The organism is Streptomyces sp. NPDC001617 (assembly GCF_053596855.1).
In genome coordinates this window covers 233,639-254,824 of the sequence record NZ_JBSFHA010000001.1, presented here as the reverse complement: position 1 = coordinate 254,824, position 21,186 = coordinate 233,639, and the positions used below count along the sequence as shown (strand labels likewise).

The following is a 21,186-nucleotide window of genomic DNA, read 5'->3' as shown; positions in this document are numbered from 1 at the left end:
TTAGAGGACCGCCGCGGGGACGCTGTCCACGGTGACCGTGCCCTTGGTGCCGTCGACCGTGATCACCATGCCGTCCCGCAGCCGCTGCGTACCGTCTTCAACGGAGATGACGGCCGGGATGCCGAGCTCACGGCAGACCACGACGGCGTGGCTGTTGAGCGCGCCCACATCCACGACGGCCGCTCCGGCGACCAGGAACAGTGGAGTCCAGGCAGCGTCCGTGATCGGCGCCACCAGTACCTCGCCCGGCTCCAGTGCCTCGCACGACGCCGGGTCGGTGACCACCCGCACCCTGCCGGTGTACGTGCCGTGGCTGCCGCCCACGCCCTTGAGGACGTCGCCCCCGACAGCGGCCGCGGTGCGCTCCTCGCTGCGTCGCGGCCAGCTGTCGATCTCGGTCCGGGCGTCGTCCGCGACGAAGAACGGCGGTTCCAGTTCCCGGAGTTCGTCGTATTCCTGAAGCCGCTGGGTGATGACGGAGCCGAAGCGGTCCGGATCGGCGACATAGTCGTCGAGCTCGGTGTCCAGCAGCATCATCACGTCTTCGGGCTGCGCGAGGCGTCCTGCCTCGACACCGCGGCGGCCGAGCTCGCGGATCGCCATCCGGATCTCGTTGATGACGGTGACGCAGTTGGCCTTGGTCCGCTCGCGCGCCGGGATCCACACGTTGGACGCGTGCATTCCGGCGTCGAACATCGGCTGCGCGTCCTCGGGAAGCGCGGCACGCACCTCCGCGGCCGTCGCCTGACGGTGTGCCGTGAGCCGCTCGTGCCGGGCGGCGGGAGAATCACCGTCGGAGCTGTGCCGGATCCGGTCCACCAGGGACAGTGCCTGGATCGGGGCGGCCTCCCAGGACAGCGCGTGGATGTCCCACTCGTTGGGGCCGCGGTCGCCGGACTCGGCGAGGAACTCGTCGAACGAGTCCCGGAACGCCTTCACGTCCCCGGTTGCTCCCTCGAGTGCCTGCTCCACAGCGGACGGACCCTGGTCGAACAGCGCCGTCAGTTCGGCGGAGGCCGCCACCTGCCGGGACAGCGTCCACAGGCCCGCCGAGGGGCCTGCCGAGTCGACGTCCCCCAGCCCGCTGATGAGGTCGAGCATCGCACCGGGACGATCAATGCTCGCGCACAGGGGGCCGAGGATCGCCGGTCCGACCGACGCGGGCAGCGTCGACTCGACATGCCGTTGGAAGGTCGTCTCGACGTCGTCGAGCAGACCGCGGGCACGCGCCACCAGTTCGGCGGCGGACAGCTGCGTCAGGTCGGGCCGCTCGCGGCGGATCCGGCGCAGCCGCTCATGGTCGGCGTCGCCCTCCGGGTAGCCGCTCTGGCCGAGCATCTGCTGGAGGATCCCGCCGGCCTTGGCCGTCAGCTCCGCGTCCTGGTCGTCGGGATGTGCCACGTACACCGGGGTGTCGGAGCGCTGGCCGACGAAGGCCGCGTCGATATCGGCCGCGGTCTGGCCCATACGGATGCCGAACAGCCGCAGGTGCGAGAGGTTGAGGTAGAAGTAACCGCCGAAGATCCCGACGAACGGAGGCCGGGGGCCGGCGACCTCCTCCTCGCGGTAGATGCTGAAGTCGAGGAAGCCGCGGCGCCAGCCCTGCAGGCCGCGCCCCCACACCAGGCTCCAGCCCAGCGGGCTGGCCGGCTCCGGCAGGGTCTCGCCCGCGTTGGCCCGGGTGTAGTGGGGCAGTCGTTCGTTGCGCTGCCAGTCGGTGATCCAGTGCTTCATGGTGATGGGGCTCCCGCCGTCCGTTGCGCCGCTCACCACTGCGCCGTTCCGCCGTCGACGCTGATCAGCGTGCCGGTGATGCCCGCGCCCGCGTCGCTCGCCAGCAGCCTGGCGACTCCCGCGATCTGCTCGACGGTCGTGATCTTCTTGGTGGCGGCGTGCTCGGCGAACCGGCCCAGCCACTCCTCGTAACTGATGCCCTCGGCCTCGGCCGCTGCCGGTCCCGCGGCACGCATCAGGTCGGTGTCGACGGCGCCGGGGCAGATCGCGTTGCAGGTGATGCCCAGGGTGCCGTACTCGAAGGCGGTCGCCTTGGTCAGACCGTGGATGGCGTGCTTGTTGGTGATGTAGTGGCTGATCGCGGGCTTGTTGGCCTGCTTGCCCTCGACCGAGGAGATGTTGATGACCCGGCCCCAGCCGCCTTCCAGCATGGGCTTCAGCGCGCGGCGCGTGCCGTAGAAGTAGGCGTTGAGGTTCAGGTCGAGCGCCTTGTGCCAGGCCTCGTCGCTCAGTTCGTGGACGGGCGCGAAGCCCTCGGTGCCTCCGACGTTGTTGACCATGATGTCCAGTCGGCCGAAACGCTCGACCGTCCAGTCGACGAGTGCTTCGATGTCCGCCTGGCTGCTCGAGTCGCAGGCGTGGAAGACGGCTTTGTCGCCGGCCTGGAGTTCCTCCAGCGCCTGCTTGCCCTTGATCTCCGAGCGGCCGCTGAGCACGACCGTTGCCCCGTCGGCCAGGAAGGCCTCGGCGATGGCGCGGCCGATACTGCGCGTGCTGCCCGTGATCACTGCGACACGTCCGTCGAGGCTGCCCGTAGCCACCATGCTGTTCTCCTGCGAGGGTTGTTGGTTGGTCATCTGGACGCTTCGTCCAGGAGGCGGTGGATGGTGCGGTGGAAGTGCTGGAGCCCGGGTTCGTTGCGTCCGAAGACGAAGTCGGTCCCGGCGAGGGCCTTCAGCCCCCGCTGCACTCCGTAGGTGGTCGCGTAGTCCTCGTCGCGGACCACCTCGTAGAACCACTCGCCGAACTGGTCGGCGGCGTGGCGCTCCTCCTCGGTGACGGCCGGCTCGCGCAGCAGGATGATCTGCTGGGTCACCGACTCGGTGGCCGTACGGGGGATCACGATGGAGACGGCGATCTTGTTGCGCCAGGTGCCGGCGATGGCCAGACCGGGGAAGAGCCAGTAGATGGCTCCCACGACGTCGCCCGGATCGCGCTGCTCCGCGGGCAGCTCCGCCAGGTCGGCGATGGGCCGCAGGGCCGCAGCGAGGCGCTGATGAGGGCCCCAGGTGTCATGAGCCATCATGTTGGAGAAGTTCGTCTCGAAGACCGTCTTCGTGTGCAGCGAGGCGAAGTGGTAGGTCTCCAGGTACCCGTCGAGGGTGACCTTCCAGTTCGGGCTGGTCAGCTCACGGGTCGCGTAGTGGTGGCAGTCCGCGAAGCGGAGCCCCTCCAGGAGCGGCTGCAGGTCTCCCAGCCAGGCGTCCAGGTCGTGCTCGGCGGCCGGATCCAGCGATACGAAGACGATGCCGGCGCGCTCGCCGACGGGAAGCTGGATCAGGCTGCGCTTCTCGCGCGGTACCTCGCCGAAGGTCTTCTCGGCGTACACGCCCCGCAGTTCGCCCGCCAGGTCGTACGACCAGGCGTGATAAGGGCAGGTGATCCGCTTCGCCACGCCGCAGCCCGGCTCGACGAGCTCGGCGCCGCGGTGCCGACAGGCGTTGATCATCGCGTGGACGACGCCCTTGCGGTCCCGGGTGATCAGGATGGGTACGCCGAGTACGTCCAGCGCCTTGTAGGTGCCCGGTCCGGGGAGCTCGGACGACATGGCCAGGGGCAGCGGAACACTCCGGTGGACGGCGTCCATCTCCCGCAGCCAGCGGTCGGCGTCGAGGTAGTTGTCGACGGGTTCCGTCCACTGCTCCTCGGCCTCGTGCGTGGTGTTGTTGATGTAGTGCTCGACGACACGCTCGGCGAGCTCGGCCGCGTCCTGCCGCGTCGCCACGCCCGCGGCGTCCGTGGAGCGGTCCTGGCCGATCCATGAGGTGTATTCCGGAGTGGGGGGCGGCAGGGGACGTTCGTCGTCCGCCGCCTGCGTCTCCGGTGAATTGATCTGGACCACGATGTCCTCAATCCTCCCAGCCGCGAGCTGGTGAAGGGTCCTGGTGCTACAGCTGCGCTGCGACCGCCACAACAACAGGAGTTAGTGTTGTGTGTCAATAGAAAGTGCCGAACTTCGCCCGGCGGCATTCCACAGGTCAAACCGCCTTCTGTGGCAGGGTCACGCTCAGTTCGACTGGATCTTTCTATTGAATGGCTCCAGCTACCGGGATGAGATGGTGGCTGGCTGACGGAGAGGCGGCCCAGTGGTCGATGAGGCGGCCGGTCCGGCCGAGATGCCCGGGGGGGCGCGGATGACCCAGCCCTTCGAGGCGGGAGTCGTGGTGCGGGACCTGGAAGTGATGGAGTCCTTCTACGGTGAGGTGCTCGGCTGTGTCCCCGTGCACCGCTCGCACATCCCGCAGGCGATCGCCGGCCCGGCCGGACTGGGCGGACAGCTCCTCGTCGTCTGGCTCGAGGTGCCGTCCGGGGGCCGGATCAAGCTGATCCACCCTCGGGTGAGTGCGGCGTCGTTCCCGTCGGTCGTACCGCTGGCCGAGCGCTGCGGTCTGGCCTACCTCACCTTCCATGTCGACGATATCGCGCCCCTTGTCGCCGTGCTGCCGACTGCCGGTGCCAGGCCGCTGTCGTCGCCGGTCGTGGTGTCGGCGCGCGGCCGGCGGATCAGCTTTTGGGCTGATCCGGAGGGTAATGCCATGGAGCTTGTGGACCGGCGTGGCGGCGGCCTCGAAGTCGGTTGAGCCCTGCCCGTAGTAATTAGAGAAGCTCTTCAGTAAGGTGCCCCCTGCTAGTTACTGTAGACAGACACAACAAAGTCCGATCGCTGGTTACACCTCGCTCGGGGCGAAGGGACGGACGATGGCTCAGAGGGCATCGAAGAAGTCGGCCGACCCGGCCGCGCACCAGGTATCCGCGCAGGTCATCAGGGATCTGCACGAGCGCATGGTGCGCATCCGGTTGTTCGAGACCGAGGCGGGCAAACTCATGGAGGCGGGCAAGCTGCCCGGCTTCCTGCACCTCTACGTCGGTCAGGAAGCCGTGGCCGCCGGCGTCATGACGGCCTTGCGCGACGACGACCAGATCACTTCCACCCACCGTGGCCACGGGCACGCCGTGGCCAAGGGTGTCGGCCTGCGCGAGATGTACGCCGAGCTGTACGGGCGCGTGACCGGCGCCTGCCTCGGCCGCGGCGGGAGCATGCACATCAACGACCTCACCCGCGGCATGCTCGGCGCCAACGGCATCGTCGGGGCGGGCGTCCCGATCGCCGTGGGTGCCGCCTTCGCCGCCCGGTACAAGGGCGAGGACAGCGTCGCCGTGACCTTCTTCGGTGACGGCGCCACCAACATCGGCGCCTTCCACGAGGGCGCCAACATGGCCGCGATCCTGCGCCTGCCGGTCCTCTTCATCTGCGAGAACAACGGCTACGCCGAGTTCACCCCGCAGTCGAAGCACATGCTGATCACCGACGTCGCCGACCGGGCCGCCGCCTACGGCATGCCGAGCGTGATCGTCGACGGCATGGACGCGATCGCCGTCCACCAGGCCACCGTCGAGGCCGTCGCACGCGCCCGGGCCGGCGAGGGCCCCATGTTCATCGAGGCCAAGACCTACCGCTACTACGACCACCAGGGCGTCAAGGGACTGCGTCACCCGTACCGCTCGCAGGAGGAGGTCGAGGAGTGGAAGGCCCGCGACGCGATCGACCTGCTGGAAGCCCGTGCCCTCGCCGACGGCACCGCCACCCGCGTCGAGTTGGACGAGACCTGGCAGCGCACCCGCGACGAGATCGCCGAGGCCATCGCCTACGCCGAGGCCAGCCCCCTGCCCGACCCAGCCGACCTGCTCCTCAACGTCTACTCGGGATGACCGCCATGACCACCATCTCCGAAGCGCCCGCCGCCGCTCCCGACACCACGTCCCGCAAGCTCACCTACGTCAAGGCCTTCAACGAGGGCCTGGCACAGGCCATGCGCGAGGACGAGAACGTCTTCGTCGCCGGCGAGGACGTGGCCGGATACGGCGGCGTCTTCCGCATGTTCGACAACCTCCTCGACGAGTTCGGCCCCCGCCGCATGATCGACACCCCGATCTCCGAAGCCGCCCTCGTCGGCCTCGGTGTGGGAGCCGCGGCCCGGGGCCTGCGCCCCGTCGTCGACCTCATGTTCATGGACTTCATCGGCGTCTGCCTCGACCAGATCGTCAACCAGGCAGCCAAGATGAAGTACATGTTCGGCGGCGCGCTGTCCGTGCCGCTCACCATCACCACCGCCTCCGGCGCGGGCCTCGGCGCCGCGGCCCAGCACAGCCAGAGCCTGGAGGCCTGGCTGGCTCACGTGCCCGGCCTCAAGGTGGTGATGCCGAGCGACGCGTACACCGCCAAGGGCCTGACCGTCTCGGCCATCCGGGACAACAACCCGGTCGTCGTCATGCTCAACAAGGTCCTGCTCGGCAGCAGCAGCGAGGTGCCCGAGGAGATCTACGGCATCCCGCTGGGCCAGGCGCACACCGCGCGGCAGGGCGGCGACGTCACCGTGATCGCCCTGGGCCGCATGGTGGTGGAGGCCCTCGCGGCGGCCGACGAACTCGCCGCCGAGGGCGTGGAGATCGAGGTGATCGACCCGCGCACCGTGCAGCCCCTCGACACCGAGACGATGTTCGCCTCCGTCCGCCGCACCAACAGGGTGCTCGTGGTGCATGAGGCCGTCACCTTCGGCGGGCTCGGCGCGGAGATAGCCGCCCAGATCCAGGACGCCGCCTTCGACTACCTGGACGCGCCGGTCCTGCGCATCGGCGCCCCGTTCTCACCCGTTCCCTTCTCCCCGGTCCTTGAGAAGGCCTACGTGCCCGATCGCACCCGGATCGCCCAGGGCTGCCGGCGTCTCCTCGAAAGGTCGTGACCGATGGCGGTCGAGGTTCTGCTGCCGAAGATCGGCCTGACCATGCAGGAAGGCACGATCGACGAATGGCTCGTGCCCACCGGCGCCCCCGTCGCGGAGGGCGAAGCGCTGCTGAGGCTGGCCACCGACAAGGTCGATGTGGACGTCGAGGCGGAAGCCGGGGGACTGTTCCACCCCGTGGTCCCGGCCGGGACCACCGTGCCGACCGGAGCACTCATCGGCTGGCTGCTGGCCGAGGGCGAGCAGCCACCGGAGCCGGATGGAGCGCCGACGGCCGCCGGTCCCGGGACCAGTGACGACGCCGCGTCGCCGGCAGCCGCGGGCGCCGCCCCGCCGATGCCCGCGAGCAACGGCACCGTTGCCTCACCCGGTGCCTCGGGCCGGCTCCTGGCCTCACCGAACGCGCGGCGCGTGGCGGCCGGGGCCGACGTCGATCTCACCGGCGTCCACGGCACCGGACCCGGCGGTCGGATCGTCTCCGAGGACGTGGAGGAGTTCCTGGCTGCTGCCGCCGCGTCCCCGGCGCCCACCGTGACCGTGGCGAACGGATCCGTCACTCCTGCCTCACCGCTGGTTCGCAAGCTGGCGAGGGAGCGGGGCATCGATCTCTCCGAGGTGAACGGCACGGGCCCCGGCGGCCGGATCCGCAGGTCCGACCTCGACCTCGACGCTGCCGCCCCGGCCGCCGCGCCGGGGCCCCTCCGTGGCGGTTCCGCACCCCGGCCGGGAGACGTCCTCCCGCTCACCGGGATGCGCGGCACCATCGCCCGAAGGATGCACGCCAGCCTCCAGGAGATGGCGCAGCTGACGCACGGCTACGAGGTGCGGATGGACTCCGTGGTGTCCCTGCGGGACCGGCTCAAGGAGGAGTGGGCCGACAGCGATCTGCCGGTGCCCAGCATCAACGACTTCCTGATGAAGGCCGCAGTGCTGGCCCTGCGCGAGCACCCGCTGCTCAACGCGACGGTGCGGGAGAACGGCATCCACCTGCTCGCCGACGTCCACGTCGGCTTCGCGGTCGCCGTTCCGGGCGGCCTGATGGTCCCCGTGATCGAGGACGCGGTGGCACTGCCGCTGCCCGAGATCGCCCGCCGGTCGAGGTCCCTGGCGCAGGCTGCACGCGAGGGGCGGATCTCCCCCGCACAGCTGGAAGGGGCCACGTTCACCGTCACCTCACTCGGCGGATACGGCGTCGACTTCTTCACCCCCGTGATCAACCCCGGCAACGTCGCGATCCTTGGGGTGGGCAGGCTCAGGGACGGCGTCGAGTGGGTGGACGACCGGCCGCTGCGGACGCGGGTGCTCACCCTCAGCCTCACCTTCGACCACCGTGCCGTCGACGGGGCACCCGCCGCCGAGTATCTGCGCACCGTCGGTGAGCTGCTGCACAAGCCGCTCAGACTGCTGGTCTGAGCCCGGTGCCGGCCCGCGTCCGGCCGGAAGGCTTGTTCCGGCCGGAGGACGACTTCCGGCCGAGGGTTCTGTTCCGGTCGGGGGCACTCTTCCGGCCGAGGGTCCTGTTCCGGTCGGAGGCACTCTTCCGGCCGGAGGACCTATTCGGCCGCCACCAGTTCCGCGATCCGCCCCGCGAGGCTGCCGACCTCGCGGACGAAGGCGCGGTGCCCCAGCGACCGGTAGACGTCGTCGCCCCGGACCTGTGAGATCGCCGCGTTCTCCAGCAGCGCCAGCAGGCCCAGGCCGATCACCACCGCCTCGGCGTCGGAGACCGATCCGCGGGCCTTGTGGATCAGCCGCACCAGTTCGTCCAGCAGTTCCTCACGGCTCTCCTGGCGCAGTGCCTCCGCGTCCTGGCTCATGCCGGCCGACGACACGAAGAAGACGGTGGCGGCGGACCGGTGTTCGCCCAGCCAGGCCAGCAGCGTGGTGACGGCCGCTCCGATGTCCGAGCCGGGTTCGTAGGCCTCGGTGAGTGCCTGCAACTGCTCGCGCAGCGCGGCGGCGAACATCCGCATACCTTCCGCCAGGACCTGGTCCTTGGAGGAGAAGTGGTAGTACACCGCTGCCGAGGTCATCTCCGCACGAGCGGCGATGTCGGCTACCGTCACCTCGTCCGGCGGCTGCGTGGCGAACAGTTCCGTGGCCGCGTCGATCACCCACTGCTTGCGCGACGGACGGTGAGCGGCGCGAGTTCCGGAAGTCGTCATGGTGTCAAGTATGCCGGGACCTCGACGTTCCAGAGGCACATACACAGCAGGGAATTATGCTGACGGGCGATCGGAGTTACTGGATAGGATGGTCAGTACGCAGGGCCCACAGACACGCCTTCACGGCAGCCGGCAGGGAGCATGATGGCCACCACGAAGAACGGCAAGCAGCCCGCCCACCGGCCCTCGCGGCGGCAGCACATCATCTCCGCCGCCGTGCGGGTGTTCGGCCGCAACGGATTCACGGAGACCAGCATCCAGGACATCGCGGACGAGGCACAGGTGGTGCCCACCGCCGTCTACTACCACTTCGATGGCAAAGAGGAGTTGCTCGAACTCGCGATGCGACGGGTCTTCGACCAGCTGAACGCCGTGGTGGAGGCGGCGCGTCCGGAATCCGAGCCGGGCGACGCGGAGGGCCTGGTCCGCGTCATCGACGCGGTGTGGGACTGGGTGGAGCAGAACCCGGACGAGGCGCGGCTGTACCAGGTCCAGGTCGCCTCCGCCAACGGCAGTGTCAAGGTGCTGCGGGACGAGTTCGAACAGCGGCACATCCAGCGTGGCTACGACTATCTGCCCGAAGGCACCACCCGCAGCCCCCGCGCGGCGAAGGCCCGGCACGCCGGGCAGGCGCTCGCCGTCCGCACACTGATCAGTACGACCGTGCTCGTCACCGCTCTGCGGGCGGAGGGAGGACCGCTGTCCCAGCTGCCCTCCGGGTCCGTGCTGGAGGCCGTCAGGGCGCTGGCGCTGCGCATCGTCGGCGCCGCGGACGCGGAGAAGCCGGCCCCGTCCCGGACCTGAGGCGGTTCACCAGGGCAGTGGCTTGCGGTCGGCGAACAGCCCGCCCGTCGTCTCGTCGCCCTCGGGAAGAGTCGCCAGCCAGACCGGGGTGTCCGCCCCTTCCTCCGGGCCGCGCGGGGCGGACGGGCCGCCCATACCGCTGCGGGTCCAGCCGGGATCGGCGGCGTTGACCAGGACGCCCGTGCCCGCCAGTTCGGCCGCGAGCATACGGGTCAGGGCGTTGAGCGCCGCCTTGGAGATCCGGTAGGCGGGGTGCCTGCCGGAGTCCATCAGCGCCAGCGAACCGTAGGAGCTGGTGACGTTCACGACCCGCCCGTAGCCGGCTTCCACCATGCCCGGGACGACGGCCTCCGCCACCCGCCAGGCGCCGGTGAGGTTCGTGTCCAGGGTCGCCCGCAGGATGTCCTCATCGACGTACGGGGGCCGCAGTTCCCGGTCCAGGGACACGCCCGCGTTGTTCACCAGCACGTCGATCCCGCCGGTCAGCCCCGTCGCCTCCCGAACCGCTTCGGTGACGCTCTTCGCGGACGCCACGTCCAGGGCCAGCGGCAGTGCCGCCGGGCCGATGACGCGGCACGCCTCCTCGGCTGCCTCCCGTCCTCGCGCTCCGACCAGAACCCGCAGCCCCTGGTCGGCGAGTTGTCGGCACATCTCCAGGCCGATGCCGCGTGCCCCGCCCGTCACCAGCGCTGTTCTCCCGCCGTGCCGCATGTTTCGCCCGCCGCCTCTCACACCGTCAGAACCGAGCACGCGCTGATCCCGGGCGCCCCGTACACATGGGTGAAGCCCACCCGGGGGGCACCCGGCACCTGCACACCGGGCGCCCGTCCCTGCAACTGCCGTACGACTTCATGGAACTGCCGAAGACCCGAGGCGCCGACGGGCTCTCCGCCGGCCAGACAGCCGCCGTCGGTGTTGACCGGTATCCGGCCCGTCGGATCGGTCTCCCCGGCGGACAGCAGCTCCTCCTGCTCGCCGTGACCGCACAGCCCGGTCTCCGCCAGGTGGATCAGCTCCGAGCCGCTGTCGGTGTCCTGCAACTGGGCGACCTGTACGTCCGCGGGCCGCACCCCTGCCGCGCGGAAGGCCGCCTCCGCGGCGTCGACGCTGGGGCTGTGGTGCGGTCCCGGAGGCAGCCAGGGCGAGAACACCTCGAACGAACCGAACCGCCGCGTCCGGAAGGCCAACGACGCCAGCTTCACCGGCCGTTCGCACAGGTCGAAGGCGCGGTCGCCGCGCGCCAGCACCAGCGCCGCCGCCCCCTGTCCGGGCGAACAGAACATGTACTGGGTGAGCGGGGGACTGACCTCGGCGGAGTCGAGGATCTCCTGCTCGGTCAGCGGCTTGCGCCGCCAGGCCAGGGGATGGTGCGAGCCGTTGCGGAAGGCCCGCGCGGCGACCATCGCCAGCGCCCGCTCCGAGATCCCGTGCTCGTACAGATACCGCCGGGTCTTGAGGGCGAAGAACTGGGTGGTGAGCATCATGCCGGTCTCGGCGTACCAGTCGCCCAGACCGTAGCGGGCGGCGGAGACGTGGAACGCGCCCCGCTCGTGCTTGTCGAACCCGACCGCCAGCCCAAGGGAGGCCTCGCCTGCGCGCAGCGCGCTGGCCACCGCGAGCACGGTGGAGGCACCGGTCGCGCAGCCGTTCTGCACATTGACGAAGGGCACACCGGTCAGGCCAAGACGGCCCACCAGCGTGTCGGGCTTTCCGGACACGTCGGAGCCGCCGGCCGCGTAGCCGATGTCCTCCCAGGCGACACCGGCGTCGGCCAGCGCCTCGCGTATCGCACGCTCGGCCATGTCCATGCCGGTGACGCTCTCGTCGCGGCCGAAGGGATGCATCCCGCACCCGACCACGTACACCTCGTCGGTCCGCCTCATCGCTCCCCGCCCAGGTCCGGACGGAACGCGAAGGTCACAACCTCGGTTCCGTCCTCGTCCTGGTACGCGGGCACCGTGGTGAGCCGGACCGGCAGACCGATCCGTATCTCCGCGCGGGGAACCGCCAGCAGCGCCTCGACCAGCACCTCACCGAGGTCCACATAGCCCACGTGGTACGGCTTGTGGCCGCCGGTCGGCGGTCGGTACGGCGGCTTCGGCGGGAACGCCTGGAGCGTCCACGACCAGACGCGCCCGGTCACCGGCAGCACCTGCGTGGACATGGCTCCGTCCGGACACTTGGGGCACGAGTTCTGCCTCGGGAAGACGACGGTGTGGCACGCGGAACAGCGGGCCCCCGCGAGACGCAGTGGATCCCCGTCGTCGAACAAGGACTCGTCGATGAGTCTGGTGGTCATGCTCTTTCGCCTTCCATGTCACCAGCCCAGCAGCTCGGCCAGCCGTTCCCGATGGTGTGCGGCGCCGCCCAGCAGGACGGCGTCGGACTGGGCGCGCCGGAAGTACAGATGCGCGTCGTGCTCCCAGGTGAAGCCCATGCCGCCGTGGAGTTGCACGCACTCGGCGGCGACGGAGACGAACGCCTCGCCGCACCACGCCTGTGCCACCGCCGCCGCCTCGGCCAGCGCCTCGGGCGAGTCGGCCGCCCGCACCGCGCGCACCACGGCCGACCGAGCGGCCTCGACTTGGAGCAGCATGTCGGCACAGGTGTGCTTGACCGCCTGGAAGCCGCCGATCGCCCTGCCGAACTGGGTACGGTCGCGCACATGGGCCACCGTCATGTCCAACGCGGCCTGTGCTCCGCCCAGCTGCTCGGCGGCCAGAGCCACCAGGGCCACGTCCAGGGCGCGGGAGACGACGTCCGCCCCCTCGCCGCCGGCGGTCAGCGCCCGGGCCCGGGCACCGGAGAAGGTGACCACCGCCTGGCCCCGGCTGAGGTCCAGGGTCGGCACCCGGCGCACCGTGACCCCCGGCTCGCGCGGGTCGGCGAGGAAGAGGTCCACGCCGTCGGCGCCGGCCGCGGCCACCACCAGAGCTTCGGCGTCGGCGCCGTCGAGGACGAACGGCGCGGTGCCGTCGAGCAGCGGCACGCTGCCCTGCCAGGAGACGGCGACCGGCACGGCGTCGGAACGCCACGTTCCGTCGGGGGCCGCCACCGCCAGGGCGTGCACCGCGCCCCCGGCCAGTTCGGCCAGCGCCCTGTCGGCGGTGCCGCAGCCGGCCAGCACCTGGCCGGCCAGCACGGTGGAGGACAGCAGCGGTACCGGCGCCAGCGTCCTGCCCAACTCCTCGCAGACCACGGCGATCTCGGCCAGCCCGCCGATGCCGTCGGCCGACTCGGGCAGCCCGAGGGCCGCGAGGCCGACCTGCCGGCCGAGGGCGTCCCACAACGCGGCGTCGATGCCTGGGGCCTCCTCGGACATCCGGCGTACCGCGGCGGTCCCGCCGGCGTCCGCGCACACCGACCGAACGGTCTCGCGCAGGTCGTCCAGCTCGGTCTCCGACAGGGCGGCGCCGTCCGTCATGGTGCTCGTCATCGTGTGCTCCCGCTCTCGTCGCGCCGCTCCCGCAGGGCACTGTGCGCGGCCGCCATCCGGGCCACCGGCACGCGGTGCGCGGAACACGAGACGTAGTCGAGGCCCAGGCCGTCGCAGAACGCGATCGACTCCGCGTCACCGCCGTGCTCACCGCACACGCCCAGCTTGATGGCGGGCCGTACGCTCCGCGCCCGCTGTGCCGCCAGGTCGATCAGGGCGCCCACCCCGTGCGGGTCGAGCCGGGCGAACGGGCTGGCGCTCAGGAACCCGCGCTCCTGGTAGTTGGCGAGCACCTGGCGCTCGACGTCGTCCCGGGAGAATCCGTAGGTGAGCTGAGTGAGGTCGTTGGTGCCGAAGGAGAAGAACTCGGCGTGCTCGGCGAGTTCGCCGGCCAGCAGTGCGGCCCGCGGCGTCTCGATCATCGTGCCGAGCCGGTACGGGACCTCCACTCCGGTGCGGGCCGCGACCGCGTCGGCGGCACCGCGCACGTACGCGGCCGCGGCGGCCAGTTCCTCCGGCAGGCTGACGAGCGGGATCATCACCTCCAGCTCCGGGCGGACTCCGGTCGCGGCGACATCGGCCCAGGCGGTGAAGAGCGCCTCGGCCTGCGCCGGATAGAGCCGCTCGTGCAGCAGCGCCAGCCGCACCCCGCGCAGCCCGAGCATCGGGTTCGCCTCGCGCAGCGCGGCGGCCCGCTGCTCCTCGCCCGCGTCCAGGGACTGTCCGGGGGCGGGCAGGAACTCGTGCAGCGGGGCGTCCAGCAGACGCACGGTCACCGGCCGGTTTCCGACCGCTGCCAGCAGAGCCCTGAAGTCCTCGTGCTGGGCGTGCTCCAGCGCCAGCAGGGCCTCGTCGCGGGCCGTCGGGTCGGCGGCCAGGATCACCCGGCGGATCAGCGGCAGCCGCTCGCCGAGGAACTGGTGCTCCGTACGGCACAGCCCGACACCCTCCGCGCCCAGGGCGACGGCGGTGCTCACCTCCGCGGCCGTGTCGGCGTTGACCCGCACGCCCAGTCGGCGCATGCCGTCCGCCCACTCCAGCAGGGTGGACAGTTCGGGCGGCGGTCCGGCGACGCTGACGCTCAGCGTCCCCGCGTAGACGGCGCCGGTGCGGCCGTCCAGAGAGACGGGGTCGCCCTCGCGCAGCACCCGGTCCCCGATCCGCACCGTCCCGGCGGCCCGGTCCACGCGCAGCCCCTCGGCGCCGCACACCGCGGGTTTGCCGGCGCCCCGCGCGACCACGGCCGCGTGCGAGGCGATGCCGCCGCTGCCGGTCAGCACAGCGACGGAGGCCAGCATCCCGGGGACGTCCGCCGGGTTCGTCTCGGCAGCCACGAGCACGACCCGAGCACCGTCCGCGGCCAGTTCGAGGGCACGCTCGCTGGACAGCGCGACCGCTCCGGTCGCCGCCCCTGGAGATGCGGGCAGCCCCCTCACCAGGAGTTCCTCCCCGCCGGTCAGCCGGAGCTGGGGGTGCAGCAGTTCCTGCACCTGCGCGGGGGTGATGCGCAGTACGGCCTCCTCGCGGCCGAGCGCCCCGTCCCGGGCCAGGTCCGCGGCCAGACACACCGACGCCCGAAGCGGCGGGCGCAGTTGCGCCGAGGCGGCGAGCAGGGAGATCTCGTCGTCGCGTACCTCGAAGTCGACGGACACCGGCGCGTGCAGATGACGCTCCAGGGTGAGCAGGGAGTGCTCCAGCAGCGCGGTTCCCCCCGCGAGCCGCTCCAGCGGTTCACCGGTGTGGGGCGGCGGCGGGGCGCTGCGGCGCACTCCACGGAAGAAGGAGCCCTGCGGGGAGAGGCGCCCGGTCTCGGGGTGGCGGCTGACCGCCGTGCCGTGACCCGAGTGGTCCGCCGGGCCGATGCGCAGTGCCTGCACGTGCAGGGCGACGGCGAGATCGGCGGGGAGCCGCTGGGCCCGGCGGGACCTTCTCGCACGCGGCGAGTCCCATCGGCCGAGGAGGGCGCGGGCGGCCAGCGCGAGCTGTTGTGCCGGGTCGTCGGGGAAGGGCCCGGAACCGTGCTGTGCCACCAGCGCCAGCAGTGCTTCGACCCGTGCCCGCGGCTCGGGCGTGTCGAGGAGGGCGTCGTCGAGCACCGCGCCCGGGACGTCGAGGGCGTACTCGGCGATCATCCGCACGGTGGCGGCCCACACCTCGTGCAACGCCTCCGCGTGACCGATGACGGCGCACAGGTCGCCCGCATTGCCGGGCGTCACGCCGAGACAGGCCAGGTCGGGCGGCAGCCCGGCGATCTCGGTCGGAGCGCTCGCCGACAGACGCACCAGCAGCGGCCGGGTCGCGTCGCCGATGCGCCGTCCCGCGAGCTGTTCGACCAGGTCCAGGGCGGATCTCGCGGTGTCGGGTTCGCACAGCGACGCGGAGGCGCCGGCGGGCACGGTGAGGCCCGGCACGACCGGCAGCCCGAGGGCCACCAGCCGGTCCATCGCCGCACCGTGCGCGCCCAGTTCGCCGGCGTCGAGGCCCCGGATCCGGCCCTGCCCGTAGGGCACCAGGCGTCGGCCGGGTGTCTCGGTCGGTGTGTGGGGAGCCTCGGACTGTGCGAGCGGGCCCGCCTCGCGATCGGTGACGCTCAACCCCGGCTCCTTGTGACCAGCTCTTCTTCGCGGGCCTCGTCCTGGGCCCGGCTGATGCCGAGCACCAGCAGCAGTTCCTGGTGCAGCCGCATCCACACGGTGTGGTACGAGTCGCACAGCGGCGAGGCCAGCCACTCCAGCGCGCCCTCGTCGAAGTGGTCGAGGGCTTCCTCGAGGGCCGTGAGGTAGCGTCCGCTGCCCGCGAGTACCCGTTCCAGCCTGCGCAGCACGGGCTGGATGGCCTCGTGCACGTCTTCCAGCGACTCGCGCACCTCGGCGTCGTAGCCGCTGTCGGAGTGGTCGTTGGCGGTGCCGTCGGGGTGGCACTGCCATGCCGTGCACACGTCGCGGATCTTCCGGTTGACCGGCAGGAAGGCCTCGTACGCCGCGGTGATCCGCTCCTCCTGCTCGGATCCCGCGGCAACCCGCAGGATCCGCGAGGCGGCGGCCTTGGCACGCTCGGTCGGCAGCACCACCGGACCCTTCACCATCGCCAGCCCCGCGTCGACCAGGGGGCGGTGCTCGGACTCCGGCCGGCCGCGCCACATGCCACGCAGAACGAGGTCGACGACGGCTTCGGTGAGGGTCTCGTCGGGAGCGTCCGGAAGGTCCACGGCAGCAGATTGCATCGCCACACCTTTTCCTCGGTTCTGTGTTGCCCGGAGGTTACGCTCAGGGCAGGGTGTTAGTGAAGAGGGATTCAAGAAACACTTTGGGATTCCCTGGCGCCGGTCCCGCTGTCGCCCGCCTTCGAGCGGCCCCGGGCGGCCAGGAACGACGCCATGCGGTCCTGTGCCTCCCCGCCGTCCGCCAGCAAGGCGATCAGCCGCGCCTCTTCGGCGAGGTGACGGCGCAGCTCTTCCCCGGCGCCGGTGCGCAGCAGCCCCTTGGCGGCGCGCAGCGCGTCACCGGCGCCGGCGGCCAGACCGGCGGCGGTCCGGTGCGCCGCGTCGTCCAGTTCCTCGTCGTCCACGGCCCGGGAGACCAGGCCCAACCGTTCGGCGTCGTCGCCGGTCAGGACCCGGTTGGTGAGGATCAGGTCCGTCGCCAGGCGAGGGCCCGCCAGGCGCGGCAGGAACCATGAGGCCCCGCAGTCCGGCGTGAGTCCGATCGCCGTGTACGCCAGTCGGAAGCGCGCGGACCGGGCCGCCAGGACGATGTCACCCACGAGGGCGAGGCCGATCCCACCGCCCGCGGCCGCGCCGCGCACGGCGGTCACCACGGGTACCGGCAGGTCGTGCAGAGCCTGTATCGCGGCGTGCGCGGCGGTCGCCACGGCGTGCACATAAGCACCGGTCTCCGTGCCGCGACCGGCGAAGGCGCGCAGGTCACCGCCCACGCAGAAGCTGCCGCCCGCCGCCCGCAGCAGGACCGCGCCACCCGGGTCGGCCGCCACCTCGGCGGTCGTGTCCCGCAGTGCCTGCGCGGTCCTGAGGTCCAGGGCGTTGCCCCGCCCGGGATCGTCCAGCCTCACCTCGACGACACCGTCGGGGTGGCGCACGATCCGGACCGGCTCGGTGCTCGCGGGGAGGCTCATGACTTTCTCCTGTCGTCTTCCCGTCACCGGGTGCCTCCCGGCAAGATACTGAAGACGCTGTACAGTTTCTAGGACGCGACGGGCGCCGATGCCCGTACGCCCGTCGGCGGGAGGTCCCGTGCCCATCCAGTTCGATGTCGATCCACCTGTTGCCCAACTCGCCGCGTCCACCGCCGAGTTCGTACGCGAGGTGGTGATCCCGGCCGAGCGCGAGTGCGGCGGGTCCGTGCACGACGCTCCCGAGGCCCTGCGGGAAGCCCTGCAGAAAGGTGCGCGTGAGGCGGGTGTGTTCGCTCCCCATGTGCCGACGCGGTGGGGCGGCCACGGGCTCGACCTGCGCGGACAGGCGTTGGTGTTCGAAGCCGCGGGTTACTCGCTGCTCGGACCGCTGGCGCTGAACTGCGCGGCCCCGGACGAGGGCAACATGCACCTGCTGGAGAAGGTGGCCACGGAAGAGCAGAAGCAGAAGTACCTGCGTCCGCTCGCCGCGGGCGACGCACGCTCCTGCTTCGCCATGACCGAACCGGCCCCGGGAGCGGGCGCCGATCCCCGCTCCCTGCGGACCACCGCGACCCGGGTTCCCGGCGGCTGGCGCATCGATGGCCACAAGTGGTTCATCACCGGCGCCGACGGAGCCGACTTCGCGATCGTCATGGCTCGCACCTCCGGCAGCCCCGGCGACCCGGGCGGCGCCACCATGTTCCTGGTCGACGCCGGGACTCCTGGCATGCGCATCGTCCGGAACATCGAGACCCTCGACGAGTCGCTCTTCGCCGGGCACAGCGAGATCGTCTTCGAGGGGTGCGAGGTGGGGGAGGAACAGGTGCTCGGCGCGGTGGACCGCGGTTTCGACGGCGCCCAGGTCCGGCTCGGTCCCGCCCGGCTGACCCACTGCATGCGCTGGCTGGGAGCCGCGCGCCGCGCCCAGGACGTGGCACTGGAGCGGGCGGGCAGCCGGACCGCGTTCGGCTCGGTGCTGGGAGACCTCGGCATGGTCCAGCAGATGCTGGCCGACTCCGAGATCGACATCGAGGCGAGCCGCGCGCTGATCCTGCGTACCGCCTGGGAGTTGGACACCGGCTCCGCCGCCGCCTCGCAGTTCAGCTCGGTGTCCAAGACCTTCGTGGCGGAGGCGGTGAACCGGGTGGTCGACCGGGCGGTGCAGATCTGCGGAGCGCTCGGCATCTCGGCCGCCGACGCCCCGCTGGCCCGTCTGTACCGGGAGGTGCGGCCGTTCCGGATCTACGACGGCCCGTCGGAGACGCACCGCTTCGCCATCGCGCGCCGCGCGGTGCGGCCCTACCGACAGCCGCGCACGGGTGCCGCCGACGGCTCCTGACCACGTCGACTGTCCTGGCCTCACTCGCAGGTGTCCGCTGCTGGTGACAAACGCGGCACCAGGAGCTGAGTCTTTGTGAGCACTGTCCGACCGCACGGCCCACGCGGCCCTACCGTCCGGCTATGAACACGAGTCGCAGCAAGGGACGAACCCCGAAAGCCCTGCGGACCGTCGCGCTGGCGGTGCTGCTGACCACCGGGACGCTCACCGTGGCGGCCCCGGACGCCCAGGGAGAGAACGCGCGGACGGAGACGCCGGTGAGTGCGGTCGCCGGGGTCACCGAGTCGGTGGTGCGGGTGAAGGCGCCGCTGCCGGCGTCCTTCGGGGCGCATCCGGCGGCGTGCGACTGGCTGTCGTACCTTCGCTACCGCTCCTCCGACGGACCGGCCGCCTCGGCCGAAGCGGACCGGATCCTGGTCGCCCAGCCGGGCATTTTGGAGGGCGCCGGAGCCTTCGACAGCGTCGCCCGCGACACCGTGGCCCGCGCCGCCGAACAGGGGCGGCACATCGAGTTCTGGGCCCTGGACCGGCGCTCCAACTGCCTGGAGGACCACACCGGCGTCGACTCCGGCGACGAGCACACCGCCGTCGACTACTACTACCGCGGCAAGCCGGTGGACGGCCGCACCTTCGCCGGTTTCGCCGGCAACGACCAGCTGGGCTGGATGGCGAAGCTCGGCATCGAGCAGACCGTGCGCGACCAGTACGACCTGCTCACCGCGGAGCTGCCCGACCAGGGCCTGCGCAAGCGGAAGGTGCTGTGCGGCGGGCACTCGCTCGGCGGTGTGATCACCGGGTACTTCGCGGCCGCCGACTTCGACGGCGACCCCACCACCACCGACGCCGGATACAACCAGTGCGCCGGCTACTTCGCCCTCGACACCACCGTCTCCACCTCGCTCGCCGACCTCAGCGGCAGCATCCCGGACGACACCGACCTGCCCGACGTGGGCCTCGGTTACGGCGTCGTCCAGGCCGGCCTCGACAGCGGAGTGCTCCCGCGTTCGCTCTCCGCACCGGTCCTGCTCAACCCCGAGACCATGACCCTGCTGGCCATCGCCGGGGTGGGCGCCGTACAGGATCCGAACGGCGAGTCCGATCTGCCGAGCTATCTGCCGGCCAACACCAACATCGAGGCCACCAACCGCTTCCTGTTCTCCAAGGACGCGGCCACCTTCCTCACCGGCTCACCCACGGTGAAGGACTTCCGGCTGACCAACGCGGCAGTCCTCGGCGCCCTGTTGGACGACAACTCCGTACCCCTCGCCTTCCTGCAGAGCAGTGTCGGGTTCTTCGACGGCGGGCCGATCATCGACAAGAACTTCCCCGCCGCCAACGGCAGTTCAGGGCAACCGGCGCTGTTCGGCACCCGGTACAAAGCCATCCCGGCCCAGCCCCACGGCCCGCTCTACACATGGCGCGATTACGACCGTGTCGGCGCCTCGGACGACCCCGGCCACCGTTCCTCCGACGGCACGCCCTTCACCAACGCCGGTGAAGAGGTCACCGACATCCAGGAGTTGGCCCGCAGCCTGGCCCGGCAGCCGTTGGACTTCACCGAGCAGTACTTCCCGACGAAGCTGGTCACCGACATCGAACTGGCCACCTCGCCCCAGGTGAAGCAACTCGTCGTGCATCCGGACGGGTTGACCGCGAATCCGACGCTCACCGTGCTCGCGGGCGACGGACTGCTGGCCGGCCGTATCCCCGCCGACCTGCATCCCGTGGTCGCCGACGGCTACCAGCACCTCGACGTGCTCACCGCCGCGCCCGTGCAGAACAACGGGCAGCCCGAACCCGTCTCGACCAACCTCGCGCGCTTCGCCCGGACACCGCAGTAATCGGCAGAGCGCATGAGTCAGGGGCCCGGGAGGATCGCCTCCCGGGCCCCTGACGTCGGTCGTCAGACCTTGGTCGCCGCGAAGTCGGCCGCCGCGCCGGCGTCCGAGGTGTAGCTCAGGTGGGCCAGGACGTCGTCACCGCCGTTCTCGCAGATCGGGTCGCCCTGGGCGCAGAAGTCGATGGTGCGGCTCTGGTAGGTGCCGGTGACGCTCTTGCCCAGGGCCCGGATCGGGTTGCCGAACAGGAGCACCGCGGCGACCCTGGGCGCGAGTGCGGCGGGAATGGTGGCCACGATCGGGCTGCCCACCACCGCGCCGTCGCTGCTGATACCGATGGAATTGTCGACGACATTCGCGCCCTGCGAATAGCCGACGAGAACGAAACGCTGGTTCGGACACGCGGCGGCCTGGCTGTTGACGTGGTTCACCAGGTCCGCGTTTCCCTGTGCGGCCGAGGTGAGGGAGAGGTCGGCCGGATAGTTCACCTTGTAGCTGGAGAGATTCCGGCCCGTCAGTTTCTGCTGCAGCGCGGAATACACCGGGTCGCCGACGATCGCGCCGAGGGTGCCCGGTTCGAAAGTGCCGCGCGCCGCGACGACGTCGATGTCCGAGCAGGTCGCCGCCGATGCGGCGGGCGCCGAGAGGGTGGTGAGTCCGGCCCCGCCGACCAGGGAGAGCGTGGCGAGGCACAAGCGGATACGCATGGGGATCCTTT

The 21,186-nt window shown here is 71.2% G+C and carries 19 protein-coding genes; 7 read left to right on the top strand and 12 right to left on the bottom strand.

From position 1 onward, the window contains the following. From ACWC09_RS01235 to ACWC09_RS01225, 3 genes are read right to left on the bottom strand one after another with little or no spacing between them, the layout of a single operon-like run. Positions 1-1,734 (bottom strand): PEP-utilizing enzyme, encoded by a 1,734-nt coding sequence (locus ACWC09_RS01235; RefSeq protein WP_450847276.1) that lies wholly within the window; start codon positions 1,732-1,734, stop codon positions 1-3. A gap of 32 nt (positions 1,735-1,766) precedes the next feature. Beyond that, entirely contained in the window at positions 1,767-2,591 is an 825-nt protein-coding gene (locus ACWC09_RS01230; protein WP_450847274.1) for an SDR family NAD(P)-dependent oxidoreductase, read from the bottom strand. Next, a complete protein-coding gene (locus ACWC09_RS01225) occupies positions 2,588-3,856 on the bottom strand; it encodes an aromatic ring-hydroxylating oxygenase subunit alpha (protein WP_450847272.1) in 1,269 nt (422 codons plus the stop codon). Before ACWC09_RS01225 ends, ACWC09_RS01230 begins: the two co-directional genes overlap by 4 nt. A gap of 292 nt (positions 3,857-4,148) precedes the next feature. Between ACWC09_RS01225 and ACWC09_RS01220 the strand changes: the two genes are divergently transcribed. From ACWC09_RS01220 to ACWC09_RS01205, 4 genes are all read left to right on the top strand, one after another. Continuing rightward, positions 4,149-4,595: a VOC family protein gene (locus tag ACWC09_RS01220; protein WP_450847270.1), complete on the top strand. Its 447-nt coding sequence runs from the start codon at positions 4,149-4,151 to the stop codon at positions 4,593-4,595. A 118-nt stretch (positions 4,596-4,713) separates the two neighbouring features. Then, complete coding sequence (locus ACWC09_RS01215) at positions 4,714-5,724, top strand: thiamine pyrophosphate-dependent dehydrogenase E1 component subunit alpha (RefSeq protein WP_450847268.1); 1,011 nt, start codon at positions 4,714-4,716, stop codon at positions 5,722-5,724. Between the two features lie 5 nt (positions 5,725-5,729). Next, on the top strand, positions 5,730-6,755 hold the full coding sequence (locus ACWC09_RS01210) for an alpha-ketoacid dehydrogenase subunit beta (protein WP_450847266.1): 1,026 nt from the start codon (positions 5,730-5,732) through the stop codon (positions 6,753-6,755). Between the two features lie 3 nt (positions 6,756-6,758). Beyond that, a complete protein-coding gene (locus ACWC09_RS01205; protein WP_450847264.1) occupies positions 6,759-8,168 on the top strand; it encodes a 2-oxo acid dehydrogenase subunit E2 in 1,410 nt (469 codons plus the stop codon). 140 nt (positions 8,169-8,308) lie between these two features. Here the strand turns inward: ACWC09_RS01205 and ACWC09_RS01200 are convergent, their stop codons facing one another. After that, complete coding sequence (locus ACWC09_RS01200; RefSeq protein WP_450847263.1) at positions 8,309-8,920, bottom strand: TetR/AcrR family transcriptional regulator; 612 nt, start codon at positions 8,918-8,920, stop codon at positions 8,309-8,311. A 144-nt stretch (positions 8,921-9,064) separates the two neighbouring features. On the opposite strand from ACWC09_RS01200, the gene ACWC09_RS01195 reads away from it, so the two are divergent. Beyond that, positions 9,065-9,724, top strand: a complete 660-nt coding sequence (locus ACWC09_RS01195; RefSeq protein ID WP_450847261.1) for a TetR/AcrR family transcriptional regulator — start codon at positions 9,065-9,067, stop codon at positions 9,722-9,724. A gap of 6 nt (positions 9,725-9,730) precedes the next feature. Here ACWC09_RS01195 and ACWC09_RS01190 read toward each other — a convergent pair whose 3' ends face one another. The 7 genes from ACWC09_RS01190 to ACWC09_RS01160 form a co-directional block, all read right to left on the bottom strand. Beyond that, the gene (locus ACWC09_RS01190) at positions 9,731-10,408 is read right to left on the bottom strand and encodes an SDR family NAD(P)-dependent oxidoreductase (RefSeq protein ID WP_450847259.1); all 678 of its coding nucleotides are present in this window, start codon (positions 10,406-10,408) and stop codon (positions 9,731-9,733) included. A 44-nt stretch (positions 10,409-10,452) separates the two neighbouring features. After that, positions 10,453-11,607 carry a thiolase family protein gene (locus ACWC09_RS01185; RefSeq protein ID WP_450847257.1) on the bottom strand — a complete coding sequence of 385 codons (1,155 nt, stop codon included), beginning with the start codon at positions 11,605-11,607 and terminating at the stop codon, positions 10,453-10,455. Beyond that, positions 11,604-12,023, bottom strand: a complete 420-nt coding sequence (locus ACWC09_RS01180; protein WP_450847255.1) for a Zn-ribbon domain-containing OB-fold protein — start codon at positions 12,021-12,023, stop codon at positions 11,604-11,606. The genes ACWC09_RS01185 and ACWC09_RS01180 overlap by 4 nt, the downstream gene beginning before the upstream one ends. An 18-nt stretch (positions 12,024-12,041) precedes the next feature. Then, complete coding sequence (locus ACWC09_RS01175; protein WP_450847254.1) at positions 12,042-13,160, bottom strand: acyl-CoA dehydrogenase family protein; 1,119 nt, start codon at positions 13,158-13,160, stop codon at positions 12,042-12,044. After that, positions 13,157-15,754 (bottom strand): putative PEP-binding protein, encoded by a 2,598-nt coding sequence (locus ACWC09_RS01170; RefSeq protein ID WP_450847252.1) that lies wholly within the window; start codon positions 15,752-15,754, stop codon positions 13,157-13,159. Before ACWC09_RS01170 ends, ACWC09_RS01175 begins: the two co-directional genes overlap by 4 nt. Beyond that, complete coding sequence (locus tag ACWC09_RS01165) at positions 15,751-16,383, bottom strand: hypothetical protein (RefSeq protein ID WP_450847250.1); 633 nt, start codon at positions 16,381-16,383, stop codon at positions 15,751-15,753. The genes ACWC09_RS01170 and ACWC09_RS01165 overlap by 4 nt, the downstream gene beginning before the upstream one ends. A 71-nt stretch (positions 16,384-16,454) precedes the next feature. Beyond that, positions 16,455-17,291 (bottom strand): enoyl-CoA hydratase/isomerase family protein, encoded by an 837-nt coding sequence (locus ACWC09_RS01160; RefSeq protein ID WP_450847248.1) that lies wholly within the window; start codon positions 17,289-17,291, stop codon positions 16,455-16,457. A gap of 118 nt (positions 17,292-17,409) precedes the next feature. Between ACWC09_RS01160 and ACWC09_RS01155 the strand changes: the two genes are divergently transcribed. Together ACWC09_RS01155 and ACWC09_RS01150 are read left to right on the top strand one after the other, a co-directional pair. Continuing rightward, a complete protein-coding gene (locus ACWC09_RS01155) occupies positions 17,410-18,630 on the top strand; it encodes an acyl-CoA dehydrogenase family protein (protein ID WP_450847247.1) in 1,221 nt (406 codons plus the stop codon). Between the two features lie 122 nt (positions 18,631-18,752). Continuing rightward, the gene (locus ACWC09_RS01150; protein WP_450847245.1) at positions 18,753-20,471 is read left to right on the top strand and encodes a hypothetical protein; all 1,719 of its coding nucleotides are present in this window, start codon (positions 18,753-18,755) and stop codon (positions 20,469-20,471) included. A 62-nt stretch (positions 20,472-20,533) separates the two neighbouring features. Here the strand turns inward: ACWC09_RS01150 and ACWC09_RS01145 are convergent, their stop codons facing one another. Continuing rightward, positions 20,534-21,175 carry a cutinase family protein gene (locus ACWC09_RS01145; RefSeq protein WP_450847243.1) on the bottom strand — a complete coding sequence of 214 codons (642 nt, stop codon included), beginning with the start codon at positions 21,173-21,175 and terminating at the stop codon, positions 20,534-20,536. Positions 21,176-21,186: the final 11 nt, after the last annotated feature.

Coding starts and splice junctions, on each gene's coding strand:
- ACWC09_RS01235 (WP_450847276.1), bottom strand. CDS start 1,734: ATGAAGCACTGGATCACCGACTGGCAGCGCAACGAACGACTGCCCCAC.
- ACWC09_RS01230 (WP_450847274.1), bottom strand. CDS start 2,591: ATGACCAACCAACAACCCTCGCAGGAGAACAGCATGGTGGCTACGGGC.
- ACWC09_RS01220 (WP_450847270.1), top strand. CDS start 4,149: ATGACCCAGCCCTTCGAGGCGGGAGTCGTGGTGCGGGACCTGGAAGTG.
- ACWC09_RS01215 (WP_450847268.1), top strand. CDS start 4,714: ATGGCTCAGAGGGCATCGAAGAAGTCGGCCGACCCGGCCGCGCACCAG.
- ACWC09_RS01210 (WP_450847266.1), top strand. CDS start 5,730: ATGACCACCATCTCCGAAGCGCCCGCCGCCGCTCCCGACACCACGTCC.
- ACWC09_RS01205 (WP_450847264.1), top strand. CDS start 6,759: ATGGCGGTCGAGGTTCTGCTGCCGAAGATCGGCCTGACCATGCAGGAA.
- ACWC09_RS01200 (WP_450847263.1), bottom strand. CDS start 8,920: ATGACGACTTCCGGAACTCGCGCCGCTCACCGTCCGTCGCGCAAGCAG.
- ACWC09_RS01195 (WP_450847261.1), top strand. CDS start 9,065: ATGGCCACCACGAAGAACGGCAAGCAGCCCGCCCACCGGCCCTCGCGG.
- ACWC09_RS01185 (WP_450847257.1), bottom strand. CDS start 11,607: ATGAGGCGGACCGACGAGGTGTACGTGGTCGGGTGCGGGATGCATCCC.
- ACWC09_RS01180 (WP_450847255.1), bottom strand. CDS start 12,023: ATGACCACCAGACTCATCGACGAGTCCTTGTTCGACGACGGGGATCCA.
- ACWC09_RS01175 (WP_450847254.1), bottom strand. CDS start 13,160: ATGACGAGCACCATGACGGACGGCGCCGCCCTGTCGGAGACCGAGCTG.
- ACWC09_RS01165 (WP_450847250.1), bottom strand. CDS start 16,383: ATGCAATCTGCTGCCGTGGACCTTCCGGACGCTCCCGACGAGACCCTC.
- ACWC09_RS01160 (WP_450847248.1), bottom strand. CDS start 17,291: ATGAGCCTCCCCGCGAGCACCGAGCCGGTCCGGATCGTGCGCCACCCC.
- ACWC09_RS01150 (WP_450847245.1), top strand. CDS start 18,753: ATGAACACGAGTCGCAGCAAGGGACGAACCCCGAAAGCCCTGCGGACC.
- ACWC09_RS01145 (WP_450847243.1), bottom strand. CDS start 21,175: ATGCGTATCCGCTTGTGCCTCGCCACGCTCTCCCTGGTCGGCGGGGCC.